The sequence below is a fragment of the Candidatus Poribacteria bacterium genome (assembly GCA_026706025.1).
Lineage (GTDB): Bacteria > Poribacteria > WGA-4E > WGA-4E > WGA-3G > WGA-3G.
In genome coordinates, this window is sequence record JAPOZO010000034.1 from 46,342 (window position 1) to 64,067 (window position 17,726).

The following is a 17,726-nucleotide window of genomic DNA, read 5'->3' on the forward strand; positions in this document are numbered from 1 at the left end:
TCAACTACAGCAATTCTTATTCTGTATACTTCCCACGCAGGACAAGACCTCGTGCAGACTTGAGACTGTGTAATCTGGTTGTTCATCTGTTGATTCCGGTATCAACACCTCTGATTTTCGGTTGATGAAAATGCTTGTCATGCCGGCACGGTTGGCACCAACGATGTCATTTTGAACAGAATCCCCGACGTATACTGCCTCTTTCGGTAAGACATCAGCGCGTTCACAAGCGACTTTGAAGATTTCGAGATTCGGTTTCCTGACACCGATTTCACCGGAAATTGTTAGCGACCGAGTACGTGCGCTGAGTCCAAGATGTTTCACTTTAGAAAGTTGGCTGTCGGCATGCTCATCGTGTGCGCCGTTTGTAATGATGCCGACATGGTATGTGCGTAGTTTCTCAAGGACCGTGACATCTTCGTAAAGCCGTAAACTTGTGAGGTAACGCGCACAGAAGAAGTCGCTGAGTTCTTCCATGACTTTATCTGCGGGTAAACCCAATTCTTCAAATAGGCACTGGAACCGTGCGTCTCTCACTTCTGCCATAGAAAGTTTCCCCGCGCCGAGTTGTTGGAAGAGCCTCTGGTGAACTGTTCTCCATGCGTTTGTAGCAGTCTCTTCCGAAACATCTGGATACTGCTTGCATAAGCGTTGAAACATTTCTTTTTGCGCGATGCTCCATGCTGTATCGGAGTCGCAGAGTGTGCCATCAAGGTCAAAGAGGACTGCTTTAATCATTGTGTTTCTCTCTCGCCGTTGTCTTCCAAGAATTCGATCAGAATTTCCTCGCTGATTGCCCGCGATGCGCCATGCCCTTCGTTGACGACCTTGTAGTGAATCACGTCACCGTTGAGGTAGCTGAAGATTTCCAGATTGCCATCAATTCTGCTGGGCTTGGACAACTTCTCTCCATCGTAGCCCATCTGTTTCGCCCAGAGAAAAATTGATTCTTCAGCGTCAACGAAGCCCAATTTGCCGCTTTTGGCAGGAATGTGTTTTGAAGGACCGCCGTGATAAGGTACCAGCTCATCGGTGGTGCCCGAAATATTCATTAGACGCTTGCCGGTCATCGGTGTGGCAACAGCTTGATAGTTGTTGTCGGCACCTTTGGCTTTGAAATTTTTCCCATCGTGCTGATACACATTCAACGGGCTGACTGCGCTCACATAATTCCGAAGGTTCGGTAGTTTGCTTTCGATTGCCAACTGGTTCACCAAAGCGGCACCATTTGAATTCCCCATGACGCTGAAATTGTCGCTCTGAATGTTGTTGTACGCGGATAATTTCTTAACGATTGCTTCGATGAATCCGAGATCGTCTGCTTGGGAACGCTCCGACACGATGTTCCAACTCGCCTTGTATCCGTCAGCAAACACCATGACGTATCTGCTCGCTATCGTTGGGTGCCGCTTCATGAATCCATTCATCGCATCCTTCGCATTTCCACCATTGCCGTGTAAAAAAATGAAGACTGGAAATTTTTGCTGATCCGCACCTTCGGGGACACTGACGTAATACGGACGCTTGAACGCTGCCTCCTGTGCCCACGACTGCGTGATATAATATACTCCAGATTTTAGTTGCGCTGCTGCATCCGCGAACGGAACAGTGCCAGTTATCAAGACAGTGGTTAATATTAACATGAGAGTCTTTACCATATCTTCTCCAATTGCCCTATTGCCATTGTGTTGGTCTAAGAAGCATAACAACGGTCCGTCAAGTGAAGAGAGCTCCTACCTAAATATCCAGAATATGTAAGCGAATCCAAATGCTATCCATACCCATGCGATCGTTTTCATCACGATGCTTTTCCATCCTTTTGTTGTGAAGTAATAAGCGATGTGATTGAATAGCAGTATGAATCCGATCACGAGAGCACCGTATTGGTCATAACCAAAATTGCGCGACCTTAGTAGATTTATTACGCTAAAGGCAAGTAGAGAAAGAATGATGCCGAGGAAACCGTATTTCCAGAGCCGCCTTGGCACAAACTTCCGGACAATCCCTGTTTTTGCTGATGCCTCTTCAAAGGTCTCAGGTAGGTCGGGATTCGATTCTCGAAGGGCTTGCTGGCGTTCCTTTTCTTTTTGAATTTTCGTTTCAAGTTCCTGTTTTTCAGCATCGGTTAACTGCTTCACGAAAGTTACCTTCTTTCTGGCGATTTAAGAGGCATGACAAACGCTAAACATTTTTCGTCACGTTCCATCGGTTCTACGGCAAACCCCATAGAGAGTTTGAGAGAATGGTTCTCAGGGTGATTCTCGCCGCTGACGGATCGCACTTGATAGCAGCCGAACATCTTCGCTTGTTTGATAGTATACTCTTGAAGTGCCGTGCCGATGCCTTGTCGCCGATAGCCTTCTTTCACGCCAAAGGCAAGAATTTTCGCCTCTCTAAGTGTTTTTCCATCTATCTGAATAGGTGGATGATCGCGATCATTGGGACCGATGTTCCACACAACAAACATGAGGAATCCGACGATAACCCCATCCTGTTTTGCCGCTAAAAAATAGCGTGAAAACTGCTCAAAATAGGGATTGAATGCCCAATCTGCTTGGTTTAAGTCGTTGACGAGCGCGATAAACTCCTGCCAATCTGGATGGTCGGGTGTGAGTTCTTCAATGGAAAAGTGTTGTTGCTCATTCATCGAACGTCTTACTTTGAAGCTTTTATCATTCCCCAAGTGAGTGCTAATTTTTGGGTCGGTTCAACAGCGAGTCCTACCGCGTCAAGATTATTCTCAATCTCTTCTTGCGTTAGACCGCGGTTGTAGAGGCGCAGTTCGTCAAGGAGACCGTTGAAAGGCAGCCCATCCGATTTTCTGGCACCCATCCAAAAATTTTCGCCATTGTGTTTGATAGCACCCTCGAATTTTTTCTCACTATCAAATTCACCATTAATATAAATTATGGCTTTGGAACCGTCGTAAACACCAGCGACGTGATGCCATTTATTCACATCGGGCTGTGCTATGCTGTGGAAGGGCCACGTCTCTAAGGCACCGTTCCAGAGATTAAAATCAACCCGGGTTTGGTCTGACCATGCAATCACATAAGAATTATTTCCTGACCTTGATATGCCTGCGATAATCGCCCAGCCAGGTTTTTCAGGCTTTATCCACATCTCCAACGTAAGTTGATCGCCAATATCGGTTAGGCTCTTATCCGATCCACAATCAACATGTCCACCGCTAAACTTGAGTGCCTCACCGACTTTACCCTTAACCACCTCAACGTTTCCATCCATGGTTCCATCGTTAGCACTAAAAACGTCTTTAACCGTTTTGCCTTCAACCGCTGCTTTGTTAAAGGACCAGTAACTCACCAGCCCATCGGTAATCGCTTGACGCGCGTGTGCTATGTTTGTAGCCATTAAAACAGTTGCTATAACGACTAAAACAAGCATTTGTCTCAGAGTTCTGTTAATCATTTGGTCCCCCTATTTCGGAATATTGGGTGCTTTTTGGCACAGTTAAGTTTCCTAATTTACCTAAGTTGCTACCTATTCGAGAAAAACCGAGTTTTCAGTCTCCACTTCAGGGTATCAACTCGGGTTTCAATTGACCAAAGAAATCTCTATAGACATATAGGTACTACGGACCTAAAAACCTGCGTGAATCTATTAACAGTATCCTTTCCATCTTTATTTTATTATCCAAAACTTATTTCAATGAACTTAGTCATCATATTCTACAACGACATCATCACCATCAACTCTGACAGGGTAAGTCGCTACGCGCAATGATTCATCGACGAGGCATTGTCCGGTGGCAATATCAAATGTCCACTGATGCCATGGACAGCGTAGCACTTCACCTAAATCGTCAACAGAGGGCATCGTCCCCTGAATTGAAGGCGGAGCATTGGCTGCGAACCTACCGGTCAGTTCACCAGTACATAGGGGTCCGCGCTTATGCGGGCAGATGTTGCGCACAGCGTAAAAGGTGCCATCAACATTAAAGACACCGATGCCTGCCTTGCCACGGAACGGCACGACAATTTTGCGTTTCCCCGGTGGAATCTCTGATACCTTTCCTACAACAACACGTGCCATATTTTTAATTTACCTTGCGGAGAAATGACAGGAGTTTGAAACTTCAACTGCTTTTCTCATGAGTCGCCTGCGCCTGCTTCGGAGTGAGAATGCAGGCTACGGTTTTGTGTTTCGGTTAATTCGCTACTGGATTCGGGGATCCGTTGGCTTCCTCTAAATCCAATCGAAGGATGTCCAGCGCGTTTTGGGCAAAGATGCGATGGTGTAAATCCTCCGGAAGCCTCGGGAAAACTGTTACTGGGTCGTTCCAGTCGAAATGCGGAAAGTCTGAGCAGAAGATGAGTGTCTCATCCGCATGGAGCATCTCTAACATCTGGTACATCTGTTCCGGTTTCTCAGGTTCATGCATGGGTTGTGATCCGATTCGGATGTGTTCACGGAAATACTCGCTCGGCAGGCGTTTGAGCCAGGGTGTCTGGTCTCGGAGTGCTTTCCAATCGGTATCAAGATGCCACATCACTGGCACCGCCCACATCTGTTGTGCTTCAATAAGTGCGAACTTGAGGTTGGGAAACTTTTCAAAGACACCTTCGCAAATCAGAGATGTCGCATGCGAACTGGCGACATACGGTCGGCTCATCCGAGATTCCATGTAGTAGGTGGGATGCCCGACGGGGGTTGGCGTGTTTCGGGTCGCGCCGCCCCCACCGCCGATATGGGATACGATAGGAAGTCCATGCGCTTCACACGCTTCCCAGATCGGATGATAGAAACGGTTGCCAAAAGGACGACTGGTTCCCATTGGGACCATGACTGCAGCGGTGTCCTTCCGATCTGCAAGTCTGTTGATTTCCTCAACGGCTTGGGGTGGGTCGGATGGAGAGATGAGAATTGCATTTATGACGCGTTCGTCGCGCTCCAGCCAATGCTCGATTGTCCAATCGTTAAAGGCGCGGCAGAGCGCAGCCGCCCAATCGGGGTCAGGTAACCCAGAATATCCGTAGAACGGAGGCGGTCCCGTTAGCAGGGCAATATCTATATTCCAGACATCAAGATGCTCCTCTTGGAGAAACTCTAATGTGAAGTTGAAATCTCTGGGGTCGCCACCGGAGTTCTTCGGCGTCGATTCGACAGCATCTTCGACCCGCCCTTTGAGATCAACGCGGTTGCTCCGAATGGGGATGTTTGGATACCCACCAAGATGCAAGCCCTGATCAAGGAGATGTTCCTGATAGAATTTTGATAAGTAAGGCAGGAGCTGCGTAGGGTGACGAAAATTGTGGTGAACATCACAATCAACGATAGCAATACCGTCTTTCGGCTTCGCAGTCCAACCCGGTGCAGTAACAGGCGTTGATCCAATTTGACGCATACGAACGCCTCCTATATTAGCCGTCAGCAATCAGCCGTCGGCTATCAGTAAGAATAGTTTTCAGTTTGCCTCGCAGTGAGAGTTATCAGTTATCAGTTAAGAGGTTTCTTGTAGAAGGTTCCCTTTGTTGTGACCGCCACAAGATATTAACTCTCACTGCGAGGCAACCGATAACCGATAACCATCTTTCCAATAACTCTCACTGCGAGGCAAACCGAAAACTGAAAACTATTAACTAATGCCGATACGTTTCGCCGATCAAATTATTGGCGGCACGGACGGGTCGGAAAAGTGTCTGTCGCTTGGCAGGCATTTCTTCAAGCAGCTTTGGATGCGGATCCCAGTCGTGCCATTTGCTATTGACGGTGTTGTAACAGCTGAAAATCGCGAGGCGGTCGTTTTCTTCGTTTGTCCACGTGTGGGTGCTATGTGTCAACGCCTCCGTGAAAAAGAGGAGCGAACCGGCGGGACACTCATACGTATCCCAGATAAGCGAATCTTGGCTTCGGATTGTTTCGGGTGCTGTGTAGACGGCTTTATGGCTCGCCGTAATAAAGAGCGTGCCGCCCTGCCGATATTTGACAGGATTCAGTTCCCAAACGATGCGGGTTAGCCCGCTATACCCTCTGCCCGGGATGCAGCGATAGAGGTGCGAATCACCGGGAAAACGGAGCATGCCGTTTCCGTTGTGGGGTCCAAAGTTTCCATCGCCGACAGTGCGGTAGAACAGGCTACAGGATTCCATCCGGAAGCCGTAGCATTCTTGACCTGATAACGCGGGATGTGCGAGGAATTCGTTGAGAAAGCCGATGACATTCGGATGATCAGCGAGACGTTGCATGGGACCACCGAGCGGAGAGCGTTCATGCTCTGGAATTGACTCCGGTTCGTGGCGGAGTTTATAGCCGAATTCCTGCATCTCCGCGAGTTCATCACCCGACAGGACACCGGGAACCAAGAGCCAGCCGCGCATATCAAAAAGATACTTCTGTTCTTGGGTCGGCGCGACGACAGGCGTACCGTCAGAAGTTGTTTCTGTGAGTTGGGCGTTCTCAATATCGAGTGCTGCGCCGAGATTTTTATCAACAATAAAAGGTTTTGAGTAATTCGTAGTTTCTGCCATGAGAGAATCCTCTTGGTTGTAGGAAAATTAGGATTTACGCGAGATTCCTTCGTTAACCTGAAAACATTATACCATTTCTGAAATTATATTCAGCATTTTACGGTATGAAACCTACCTGAGTTAATTTAATGCCGATAATTATCGCCGATCAAATTATTGGCGGCGCGGACAGGACGGAAAAGGGTCTGCCGTTTGGCGGGCATCTCCTCAAGCAGTTTCGGATGCGGTCCCCAAGCACTCCACTTGCTATTGACGGTGTTGTAACAACTGAAAGTAGCGAGGCGATAGTTCTCCTCGTTCGTCCAGGTGTGCGCGCTATGTGTCAACGCCTCGGTGAAAAAGAGGAGCGAACCTGCGGGGCATTCATAAGTGTCCCAAATCGGTGAATCTTGGCTCCGGATGGTGTCAGGTGCTGTGTAGACGGCTTTATGGCTCGCTGTAATAAAGAGCGTTCCGCCTTGCCGATATTTGACAGGGTTCAGTTCCCAGACGACGCGAGTTAAGCCACTGTGTCCTTTTCCGGGGATACACCGATAGAAGTGCGAGTCACCCGGAAAACGGAGCATGCCGTTTCCGTTGTGGGGATTGAACTTCGCATCGCCGACAGTGCGATAGAACAGGTGACACGATTCCATGCGGAACCCATAGCACTCTTGGCTTGATAACGCGGGATGTGCGAGAAACTCGTTAAGGAAACCGACGACGTTTGGATGGTCAGAGAGGCGTTGCAAGCCCCCCCCGAGCGGCGAACGCTCATGCTTCGGAATCGACTCCGGTTCGTGGTGGAGTTTATAGGCGAATTCTTGCATCTCCGCGAGTTCATCACCAGACAGGACACCCGGAACCAAGAGCCAACCGCGCATGTCAAAGAGGTACTTCTGTTCCTGCGTCGGTGGGACAACAGGTGTACCATCGGAGGTGGTTTTTGTTAATTGTGCATTCTCAATGTCGAGTGCTGCGCCGAGGTTTTTATCAACGATAAACGGTTTTGTGTGGTTCGTAACCTCTGCCATAATAGATTTCCTTTGTATTGGCTGTCAGCCATCAGCCGTCAGCGATCAGTTTTAAGAGGTTTTCGTTTAAGAATAGCCTCTTTTTGCTGATTGCTGACCGCTATGCAGCTTTGGCGCGTTTGAGTGCGTCCTCAGAAACGCTGAGTGTCTTCGCAACATCTTCATCGGTATGCGACATAGACATGAACCAAATATGTCCTTCTGGTAGATATAAACCACCATCCAAAGTTGCTTCATAGAAGGTTTTGTGGAACCGTTGTTGTTTTTCGTCATCGCTATCGGTGCTCAAACCGAAGTAGGGCATGGGTCCGATACCACCGATGCGGGCATTGTCAATACCGAGACGTGCTGTCATCTCTCTGTAGCCATCTAATAACTTCTGTCCCTGTTTCCACATAAAGGCGACACCGTCTTTGGCTTCGAGTTCGTCAATTGTGGCGATTGCAGCGGCAACGAGCGATACCTCTCCGTGGAAGGTCGCGGCGACCCAGACATCGCCCACTTCATCCATGATTTCTTCTTTTCCAACGACGACAGCCGTTGCAAATCCGTTTGCGAGTGCTTTGCCGAAGACAGACATATCTGGTGTGACACCGAAGTATTCCTGCGCGCCGCCTAAAGCATAACGGAACCCGGTTTTGACCTCATCAAAAATCATCAGTGCGCCGTTGGCATTGACGAGTGCTTTTGCTTCTTCAAGATACCCGTCCTTAGGCAGGTCCTGTCCGGAAGGCTCCATAATCAAGCAGGCGATCTCGCCGGGGTGCGCTTTAAAGAGGTCGGCGAGTCCTTCAAGATCGTTAAAATCGACGCTGAGTGTGGCGGCAGCAGCACCTGACAAGTGCCCGCGTGCGTGGCTACACCAATCGTGCCATCCGTGATAACCGGATCGGATCACCTTTTCTCTAACGGTATATGCGCGAGCGAACTTAATCGCACCGGTTGTTGCGTCGGATCCGCCAACAAAATAAGCGATTCTGTCCGCTGATGGGATAATCTGAACGAGTTTTTCGGCGAGTTCTACTTCAAGCGTATGCCCGAAATTGTAGACATTGCCACGTTCAACGAGGTATTTTGTAACCGTGTCAATCACAGTGGGATAGGCGTGCCCAAGTATCATGGGTCCGTATCCCATCAGATAGTCGATATAGTCGTTTCCATCGGCATCCCAAAAATGCGCGCCTTTCGCGCCTGCGATCATAACCGGTCTTGGTGGCTGGCTCTGTTTATGGGGTTGCCCACCGCCGACGAGTGCGGCTCTGGCGCGCTTCTGCCACGCGAGCGATTTTTCAAAACTTCGTTCCATTCTGAAACCTCCAATATTGGTATCCTATGCGTTGAAATCCGCCTTAATTTTAAATTTTAGCATAATTCGGGATTTGATGGGAGAATTTCTTGAAAAATAGTCCGATTTTATGGAATAATAAAATCACTGGATTGTTGTGAATAGGATTTATAGCACGTTTGAGAAAAGAGGAAGGAATAAAAAATGGCAGTGAACCTCTTAAGCGACGCGCAGATGCGGCATTTCATCGCGAACGGTTTCGTGACCGTCACAACCGAACTGCCTGCGCAATTTCACGATGCAGTCTATGAAAAGACTGTAGACGTCTTCGATAAGGAAGGGAATCCGGGTAACAACCTTTTGCCGAGAATACCGGAGATTCAGCAGGTCTTTGACGATCCAAACGTTGAAGGTGCCTTGACGAGTCTGCTGGGTGCTGACCACTATATGCAGCCGCACCGGCATCCGCATTACAATCCGCCCGGGAGTAAAGGGCAAGGACTGCACCAAGACGGCGGGAAACGGTGGTCGCACCATACGCGCAGGCTGTTGGTCTTCTATTATCCGCAGGATACTCCTGTTGAACTCGGTCCGACTGGCGTGGTACCGATGAGCCACTACTTTAGTACAAGTGAAGGTTCGGGGGTCTCGCGGGAACAACCTATTATAGGCGAAGCGGGAACAGTTGCTTTCGCAAACTATGATCTGTGGCACCGTGCCATGCCGAACAGCAGCGAGAAGCGGCGCTATATGATGAAATTCCTCTATGCCCGGATGTCAGAACCAGAAGTACCGACGTGGGCAAATAAGGAAACAGACTGGGCAAACGGGACTTCCGTGGGACCGGCTGAACATCAAGAGATGTTTCGCCATCTCTGGAACTGGCATCGAGGGATTGAAGATAATGGCTCACACGGGACATCAAATGGCGAACCGTTGTCTGATTTGATCAGTGCACTGAATAGTACGTCTGAATCGACAGGATTGCAAGCGGCTTATGCGTTGTCCCGATTTGCGGAGAAGGCGGTGCCTGCTTTGGTGCGGTGTCTGCAAGAAGAATCGGAGACGACGCGTCGAAACGCCTGTTATGCGCTCAATGCAGTCGGAACCGCTGCTGTTGAACCCCTACGTGATGCGTTGAAAGATTCGTGTGAACATACGCGGGATAATGCAGCAGAGGCACTCGGTGACTTGGGGAACAAAGCCCAACCAGCGGTGCCAGCACTGATTGAGACACTCTCTGATGCGTCGGGTCGTGTACGGTCACACACGGTAGAGGCGTTAGGGACAACGAGTCAAGCGAGTTCACTCGCCGTTCCGGGTCTTATAAAGGCGTTGGAAGATGCGAGTGAGGGAGTCCGCCGAAATGCGGTGTTCGCGTTAGCGAGAATCGGTGATAACGCTGCGGATGCTGTTGAAGGGTTACAGAATATGCTGTTTGACGCGAACCGCTATATTCGTGGTGATGCTGTGCATGCGCTTTACCGTATCGGGACACCAGAGGCGAAAGCGGCGCTGCTGCGTCATCTTCAGACGACGCGTTGGTGTCCGATCACCTCAAGCGAAAGTACGTTTTAGGTTAGATTGAGATTCTGTTTCGGCGCGGTTACAAACCGCGCCTACCGCGATGTGGTCCTTACGGTAATGTGATGAGAAAATTTAGGTAAAAAATTCTTCGTTATGGGGACGGACATCCACCTCAAAAGTCCACGCGCTTCTTTCCTGTTGCACTAATGCCCAATAGGTGTCGGCGATTGCATCGGGTTCGAGGAGCGGTTCATTTTCACTGAGTTTATAGCGTTGTCGTACACCGGGTGTATCAATAACACCGTCGATAATAACATGGGCGACATGGATGCCGTGCGGACCGACCTCGCGGGCGAGTGCCGATGCTAAGCCTCGCGTCGCATACTTGGCACTGCTGAACGCCAAAGCCCCTGCCCTACCACGAACAGCGGAGGTTGCCCCTGTAAAGAGTATGTTCCCGCCACCTTTTTTTAGCATTCCCGGCACGACCTGCTTTGAACAGAGGAACCCACCGAGGGTACAGACGCGCCATGCGCCCTCAAATGCTTCTGGAGTAAGGTCAGCGAAACTGCCCCAGGCTGCGTTTCCAGCATGATTCACCAAGATATCCGGGTCACCGAGTTCTTCTCGAATACGATCGAAACTTTGATCTACCTGCTCAGGTTCGGTAATATCTGTCGGGATTGGGATGGCTGTGCGTCCGGATTTTGCCAATCGCGTGGATAGGTTTTTAATGTAGGCAGATGAGCGCGACAGAAGTGCTACGTTACATCCTTCTTCTACAAATTTACGTGCGAGTGCAGCCCCTAAACCGGGACCGACACCTGCAATAACTGCTATTTTTTCCATAGTGATTCCTTCAGGCCTTATGAAAATTTGGGAGTTGGGTCTGCTTTCAGTTCACCGTGATCTATATAGACTTACGAAAATTTGTAAGTTAGGTTTCACTTTCAGTTCAACCCGCCTATATGGTTAACGCAAGTTGTCACCTATGCGAGACATAGCACCCCTACGGGGTGCGGTGCCTTGAATGTCCAATTTTCTATAGACATAACACCCCTACGGGGTAAAAAGAGAAAGTTTTCCTTGAAACGTCTATGTTTAAACATCCAAGAGCTATTAGGTAGCAACTTGGGTTATTCTTAGCGAAAGCGTGCTGCAAAAACCGCCGATATTTTATTCGTGTCTAAGTGCATCAATCGGATGAAGTTTCGAGGCTTTCCATGCGGGATACGCGCCAAAAAAGACCCCTACCAACGCACTGACGATAAACGAGACGACAGCGTACATCACAGAGACTTCGGTTCGCCATCCCCAAATCGATGGCACGCCTTCCGCGCCCAGGATCCCAACGCCAATACCGAGGGCACCGCCAACGAGCGCGAGTGTCGTAGATTCAACGAGGAACTGCGCGAGGATATCGATGCGCTGTGCGCCGACAGCCTTCCTAAGCCCAATCTCTTTCGTCCGCTCCGTTACAGAGACAAGCATAATGTTCATAATGCCGATCCCGCCAACAACGAGCGAGACAACAGCGATCCCCAAAATCATATTGGTAAAAGTTTGGCTTGATTCTTCAAGTGTTTCCATGAACTCCGCTTGGTTGCGAATGTGAAAATCAGGCTCCTTATTTATAGGGATTTCGTGTTCCTTTCGGATGAGTTCAATTAGCTCGGTTTCTGCCGCAGCAATGAGTTTGTCGTTATTCGCTTGTACACTGATACTCGATAGATAGTCATTTCCGAAAACGCGCTTCATAGCAGTTGAATAGGGGATGAAAACTTGGTCATCGGGGTTGCGCCATCCGCTCGCCCCTTTCTCTTTCATAACACCTACAACGTGGAAACCAACATTTTTAATTTTGACTATTTGACCGACGGGTTCTCCGGTTTCAAAGAGATTATCAACAACAGTCTTACCGAGCACACAGACGCGGTCTCGCTTTCGTATCTCATACTCAGTAAAAAATCGTCCTTTCTCAACGGTAAAATTCGCTGTGACGAGGTATGCTGGAGAGGTACCGACGATGGTTGTGTTCGTATTTTTATTACGGAACTTCACCTGTGCGCGGCTGCTCACTTCTGGCGTGACATAACTAAAAGTTTGTCCGCGTTCCTGTAGTGCCTCCATGTCTTCGACAGTGAGGGTTCTGCGGGCATCAGCAGATCCGCGTCCGCGAAACATACTTTGTCCAGGTCGGACAGCGAGAATGTTCGCGCCTAATGTCTGAATCCGCTCGGTGATATCGGCTTTGGCACCTTCACCGATCGAAGTGGTGGTTATAATCGCGCCGACACCGATGATTACGCCTAACATTGTTAATAGAGATCGGAGTTTGTTTGCCAATAAGGCGCTCAATGCGTTTGCAAAACTTTCAAGAATACCCATAACGTTCGCTCCTACGCCCAGTTCCGTTCATCATAGCTGGGTGTACCTACACGTAAATGATAGTGTCTATCGTCCGCGGGGTCCGCCACCGCCCCCCATACGTCGCATTGTAGATGCTGGGTTCTGCATCATGCGTCGCCGCCAATCTTCAGCACCGCTGCCGCGTTCAAAGCCGCCGATAGCGACGACATCACCTTCGGCGAGTCCTGAGATAACCTCAATCTTCTCATAACTGTTAACACCCGTTACAACGGGCTGTGGTCGTCCGGGTTGTCCGTCTGCATCGACGATCCTCACCATTTTCCTGCCTCGCATATCAAGGACTGCTTCAGTTGGCAAAGTAAGGATACCAGTTTTGTTAACAGCCGAGATCTGGACGCTGGCGTTCATACCGGGTTTGAGAAACGGCATCTTTGTGTCTTCAGTCGCTGTAGGTTGCGCCTGGGTCGATGGTTCTTCTGTTGGTGCTTCCTCAAAGAATCCGCCGAAAAGTCCACCCCAATCATCGTCATCAGCCTCTTCTTTTGCCTCCGCTACGTCAGATGCTTCTGATTGCTGTGCGGGTTGTTGTGGAAGTGGTTCTTGGGGTGTCGGTCTTGATGGGGCTCCATCAGCCTGACCTCCTTCTGCTTGGCGTTGTTGGCGCATTGCGCGGAAACGTTCGCGTTGTTCATCGGTCATATTTGCGAAATCTGGTCGGGCACCGCCGCCTCGCCGACCTTCTGCCCCTTGCATCATCCCTTGACGTGATCCAGTAGCTGCTACATTTTTCAATTCAGAGGTCACTTCAAATGTTGTTACGTTCTGAATGACTTGCCCTTGGGGCGCAATCTTCAAGACTTCACCCTGAAACGGCATATCGGGGTAGGCTTCAACGTTAATCGTCACGGGTTGTCCGATTTGGATTTTGCCGATGTCAGTTTCATCGACCTCAGTCACGACGTAGACGGTATCAAGGTCTGCCATGGTGACGATTGCCTGCCCTTCAGTTGAGGCGAGTGAAGAGAGGCGCGAAGTAATCAATTGTCCTTCTTCAACCTTTTTCTCAAGGATTGTTCCAGAGATGGGTGCCTTGATGACTGTATCATCGTACTCAATTTGGCGAAGTTCGAGCTGCGTTTGATTGCGTTTGACGGCCAAACGTGCGGTCTCAATATCGCGTTCCTTTCGGGTAATTTGTTTCCGATTCGCTTGTGCGAGTTTCAATGACTCTTCAGCCTGTACGATGCGTTGTTCCTGAAGTTTAATATCCATATCTCGCGAGGCTTCAGCCTCAACGCGCTCCTTGGCAAGGTCGCGGTTGAATTCCGCCTTTTTGATATCTGCCTTCCCCAATTCAAGTTCTGCCTCAGTCGCCGGTTTCTTTACCAATTTCAGGTTTTCGGCAGATGACCGATGCCGCGCCTCCGCCGATTTAAGCTGTGCCTGTGAAGACTCTAAGGCAGCCTGCGAGATGAGTTCTTTCTCATAAAGCTTCTTATTGCGTTCATGCTCTGCGGTTACCAGATCCAAGTTTGCCTTGTCCTGTTCCAGGGAGGCTTGTGCGCGCTGTTTATTTTCTTCCCGGACTTCATCGGAGGTGAGCAATGTATACCGAATGTTAGCGATTTTGAGGCTGTTTTCAGCATCCATGACCCCGCGTTGGTTGGCTATTTTCTCAAGACGGATATCTTCCTTGAGTTGGATGAGCCGTTGCTGTGCCTCAGCGAGAGATTCCTGTGACTGCCGGATCTGAATGTCGGACTGCTCTCTCTGGAGCTGGATGTCAATTTCCGCCTGTTCCAAACGCGCTTTAGCAGATTGTAAATCGGCTTGCGCCTGTTCCAAACTGATCTGGACGTAGGTAGTCTCAATCACAGCAATGATGTCGTCCTTTTGAACATAATCACCTGCGTCAACCTTGAGTTCCAGAATCTTTCCGCTCGCTTTGGAACTGACTTCAACAATATTCAACGGCTTAATCGTGCCCGTTGCGTCAATCGTGACTGCAATGTTGCCACGTTCAACGGTTGCTGTCTTTATCGCGTGTGCATCGCTGCTGCCGGCTTCATCTTTGGTTGCGAACACGATGCGCCCGACAACGACCGCGACTGCTACAACGAGCACAACTGCTACAGCAATTGTAATAACTTTCCACTTTCCCATCATGGATGACTCCCTCCTGATATAGGTGCCCATTAAGAGAGTTATTGTAAAGAGAGTTATTGTAAAATCTATCTCTTAACTGAAAACTGATAACTCTCACTGCGAGGCAAACTGAAGACTTTTCTATTTAGTCAAATCTGAAAAAGAAAAAGTTCGTTGTTTTTGTTTCTACAAACTTGGTATATTAACGGCACTATCGCGTCGCTCGTGCATATTTTTTTCCATCGCTTCAGGATAGCGGTCGGGCAGATGTGAGACTTCGTTGAGTTTTTGGAGTGCGTCCCCCTCCAATCGCCATCCAGCTGCTCCGAGATTATCGCGCAGATGCGCAGTATGCCTTGCACCAACGATCACTGAAGTCATTGCCGGTTGTTCCAGGACCCACCGCAGTGCGACTTGTGCGGGGCTATGTCCAAGTTCTTCAGAAATGTCAAAAAGTGTTTGCAATGTCTCATCGGCGTTGTCAGCGAAATAGCGTTGTGGATATGCCCATCCTTCCTCTGACCGAGTGCCACCTTGTGTACGTTCGCCTGGCTTGTATTTTCCAGAAAGAAATCCCCCTGCTAACGGACTCCATACGACTATGCCTAACCCTTTAAGTTCACAGAGCGGCACGATTTCTTGCTCTATATCCCGCACAACGAGACTATATTGCGGTTGATAGCAGGCAAACCGTGCCCACTTGTGGACATCGCTGAGCCATAACGCTTCGGATAACCGCCACGCTTGGTAGTTGCTACACGCGGTGTAACGGACTTTGCCTTGTTGGATGAGATCATCCAATGCGCGAAGCATCTCCTCTAACGGTGTCTGTGTATCAACGTGGTGAATATAGTAGATGTCTACGTAATCCATCTGGAGGCGTTTGAGGCTATCGTCGATCGCCTGCATGATATGTGCGCGGGACATCCCAGAATCATTGGGACCGGTGCCCATCGGGTTGAAAAACTTGGTTGCGATAACGGCATCGCGTCGCCGCCCCTTGAGTGCTTTACCGAGGAGGACTTCGGATTCGCCATCGGCATAAGAATTTGCGGTATCAAAGAAGTTGACACCGGCATCCAAAGCGAGGTCTACCATTCTGTTTGACTCTGCCTCGTCAGCCCCGTGCCCAAAGGTCATGGTGCCTAAACAGATTTCTGATACTTTGAGTCCACTTTTTCCCAATCGTCTATATTCCACGCTTATTCCTCCGTCCAGTTGGCATTATCTTCTTGAAGAATCAGATACCTTTCACCGGAATCGTCCGTCCTTGATTCATGTTTCCAATCAATGAATCCCAAACTTTCATAAAGTCGCGCGGCAGCCTCATTTTTCCTATCATGGCTCGTTGCAATCCGCTCGACTTCTGGATGTAATTTCAATCTGCGTACCACTTCAACCATAGCGGCTCTGCCATATCCTCTCCTTTGAAACTTTTCGTCTATCATCAAGCGTAAGATGAAGCCGCGGGCATTGCTAAGGCCATACATTACAAATCCTACCATAGATGGATTCGCTTGGTAATGGGCATCTGCGTCATAGATGCCGCAAGGATGATATGTTGGACTGACAGATGCCTGGGCAAGGGAGTATATATTGGGGGCGACGAATCCCTTTTGATGATTAGCTACCTTTAGGGAAATACATTCATCAAGATTCTCGGGCGTAATGGGTCTGAGGGATACTTTTGCCATTTAATTTCCTTTTTAACGACTTTAGTTTCTACAGAACAGCAATGGTTTCACCTTCTGAACGGAGTCCTGCTTCATAGACCTTCATAACTTCAAGGGCGAACTCAAGCGACCCTTGCTCCGCCGGTTTGCCTTCGAGAATGCAATCGCAGAAATATCGCATCTCTTGGTAGAAACCTTGGACGAAAAGCCCTTTGTTTTCGAGCGTGCCGAGACTGTATTGCGGTTCCCAGACGACGGCACCACTCTCAAAACCTTCGGGGACATAACTGGTACTACCGCTATAATTGAAAGGCATGCCGCGCTGCAGGAGTACCCGGTTATTGTTCCGAATTTCGGCATGGCATCCGTCACCAAAGAATTGATAGAGTTCAGAAGGTTGCCCGTGCCTTGCACCATCCGCGAGATGGAAGTTTCCGAGTGCGCCGCTCTCGTATTCCAAGATACACGCGCCACCACCACGCTGTCCTCGACGGACGGTTACAGCGGAAACCTTTCCACCGACTGCCACCATCAACGATAACGGGTGGCAACCGTTTTGGAGCCAATTCGTATGCTCTTTCTCGCGCAGTACACGTTTCCCTTCGCTCGGAATTGTCATCGGATAAACCGCTAAGAGGCTTCTCAAGGGACCGTATTCTTCCGTTGCGAAGATTTCAATAATCTTCTGTGTCGCAGGCATGAACGCTTTTTTGAATCCGACAACGACAACGTGATCCTTGCGCTGGCGAATCATTTCCCGAACTTCATCAGCAAACATTCCGGGCGGTTTTTCCAACCAGACATGCATCCCTGCGTCGAGTGCTTCGCAGGTCAATTCGGGGTGCAGGCGTGGCGGTGCGCAGAGAAAGATGGCATCCAATTGCTCGTTCCGAAACATCTCCGCCATACTTGGATAACACGCTTTAACACCGTATTGTTCAGCAGTAATGTGGGCGCGGTCAAGGTCAAGGTCGCAAAACGCCTTCAATCGAATAGGGAGAAATGTTAGCGTCGGTAAGATATTCCGATAGCCGTGTGAACCGACACCAACGACTGCCACATTCAACCGCTCTTCAAATTCGCGTTGATAGCTCATGTTTTTAATTTACCTTGCGGTTAAGACACAGGGGTTGCGGATTTGACATTCCTTCCGAAAAATAATGGCAACTGGGAATGTGCCACAGGCTAACAGCCTATGCTACAAAAAACTGTCCAAACTATAGTT

At 49.3% G+C, this 17,726-nt stretch carries 17 protein-coding genes; 1 reads left to right on the forward strand and 16 read right to left on the reverse strand.

What is annotated here, in order from left to right; translation table 11 throughout:
* The 10 genes from OXH00_07835 to OXH00_07880 form a co-directional block, all read right to left on the reverse strand.
* Complete coding sequence (locus OXH00_07835) at nt 1-738, reverse strand: HAD family hydrolase (protein ID MCY3740915.1); 738 nt, start codon at nt 736-738, stop codon at nt 1-3.
* Nucleotides 735-1,658 carry a hypothetical protein gene (locus OXH00_07840; protein MCY3740916.1) on the reverse strand — a complete coding sequence of 308 codons (924 nt, stop codon included), beginning with the start codon at nt 1,656-1,658 and terminating at the stop codon, nt 735-737. The genes OXH00_07835 and OXH00_07840 overlap by 4 nt, the downstream gene beginning before the upstream one ends.
* Nucleotides 1,659-1,733: 75 nt before the next feature.
* A complete protein-coding gene (locus tag OXH00_07845; protein MCY3740917.1) occupies nt 1,734-2,138 on the reverse strand; it encodes a hypothetical protein in 405 nt (134 codons plus the stop codon).
* Between the two features lie 5 nt (nt 2,139-2,143).
* On the reverse strand, nt 2,144-2,647 hold the full coding sequence (locus OXH00_07850) for a GNAT family N-acetyltransferase (protein ID MCY3740918.1): 504 nt from the start codon (nt 2,645-2,647) through the stop codon (nt 2,144-2,146).
* Between the two features lie 8 nt (nt 2,648-2,655).
* A complete protein-coding gene (locus OXH00_07855; GenBank protein ID MCY3740919.1) occupies nt 2,656-3,429 on the reverse strand; it encodes a LamG domain-containing protein in 774 nt (257 codons plus the stop codon).
* A 246-nt stretch (nt 3,430-3,675) separates the two neighbouring features.
* Nucleotides 3,676-4,053: a Rieske (2Fe-2S) protein gene (locus tag OXH00_07860; protein MCY3740920.1), complete on the reverse strand. Its 378-nt coding sequence runs from the start codon at nt 4,051-4,053 to the stop codon at nt 3,676-3,678.
* 115 nt (nt 4,054-4,168) lie between these two features.
* Entirely contained in the window at nt 4,169-5,365 is a 1,197-nt protein-coding gene (locus OXH00_07865) for an amidohydrolase family protein (GenBank protein ID MCY3740921.1), read from the reverse strand.
* A gap of 235 nt (nt 5,366-5,600) precedes the next feature.
* A complete protein-coding gene (locus OXH00_07870) occupies nt 5,601-6,488 on the reverse strand; it encodes a phytanoyl-CoA dioxygenase family protein (protein ID MCY3740922.1) in 888 nt (295 codons plus the stop codon).
* A gap of 125 nt (nt 6,489-6,613) precedes the next feature.
* Complete coding sequence (locus OXH00_07875; protein ID MCY3740923.1) at nt 6,614-7,501, reverse strand: phytanoyl-CoA dioxygenase family protein; 888 nt, start codon at nt 7,499-7,501, stop codon at nt 6,614-6,616.
* A 100-nt stretch (nt 7,502-7,601) separates the two neighbouring features.
* The gene (locus tag OXH00_07880) at nt 7,602-8,807 is read right to left on the reverse strand and encodes an aminotransferase class III-fold pyridoxal phosphate-dependent enzyme (protein ID MCY3740924.1); all 1,206 of its coding nucleotides are present in this window, start codon (nt 8,805-8,807) and stop codon (nt 7,602-7,604) included.
* Between the two features lie 183 nt (nt 8,808-8,990).
* On the opposite strand from OXH00_07880, the gene OXH00_07885 reads away from it, so the two are divergent.
* A complete protein-coding gene (locus OXH00_07885) occupies nt 8,991-10,364 on the forward strand; it encodes a HEAT repeat domain-containing protein (GenBank protein ID MCY3740925.1) in 1,374 nt (457 codons plus the stop codon).
* 81 nt (nt 10,365-10,445) lie between these two features.
* Here the strand turns inward: OXH00_07885 and OXH00_07890 are convergent, their stop codons facing one another.
* The 6 genes from OXH00_07890 to OXH00_07915 all read right to left on the reverse strand — a co-directional run bounded on the left by OXH00_07890 (nt 10,446) and on the right by OXH00_07915 (nt 17,597).
* The gene (locus OXH00_07890; protein ID MCY3740926.1) at nt 10,446-11,162 is read right to left on the reverse strand and encodes an SDR family NAD(P)-dependent oxidoreductase; all 717 of its coding nucleotides are present in this window, start codon (nt 11,160-11,162) and stop codon (nt 10,446-10,448) included.
* 327 nt (nt 11,163-11,489) lie between these two features.
* Nucleotides 11,490-12,701, reverse strand: coding sequence for an ABC transporter permease (locus tag OXH00_07895; protein MCY3740927.1), 1,212 nt, complete (start codon nt 12,699-12,701; stop codon nt 11,490-11,492).
* Between the two features lie 66 nt (nt 12,702-12,767).
* Nucleotides 12,768-14,849: an efflux RND transporter periplasmic adaptor subunit gene (locus OXH00_07900; protein MCY3740928.1), complete on the reverse strand. Its 2,082-nt coding sequence runs from the start codon at nt 14,847-14,849 to the stop codon at nt 12,768-12,770.
* Between the two features lie 165 nt (nt 14,850-15,014).
* Nucleotides 15,015-16,028 (reverse strand): aldo/keto reductase, encoded by a 1,014-nt coding sequence (locus OXH00_07905; protein ID MCY3740929.1) that lies wholly within the window; start codon nt 16,026-16,028, stop codon nt 15,015-15,017.
* Between the two features lie 2 nt (nt 16,029-16,030).
* Entirely contained in the window at nt 16,031-16,522 is a 492-nt protein-coding gene (locus OXH00_07910) for a GNAT family N-acetyltransferase (GenBank protein ID MCY3740930.1), read from the reverse strand.
* Between the two features lie 28 nt (nt 16,523-16,550).
* Complete coding sequence (locus tag OXH00_07915; protein ID MCY3740931.1) at nt 16,551-17,597, reverse strand: Gfo/Idh/MocA family oxidoreductase; 1,047 nt, start codon at nt 17,595-17,597, stop codon at nt 16,551-16,553.
* Between the last annotated feature and the right edge of the window lie 129 nt (nt 17,598-17,726).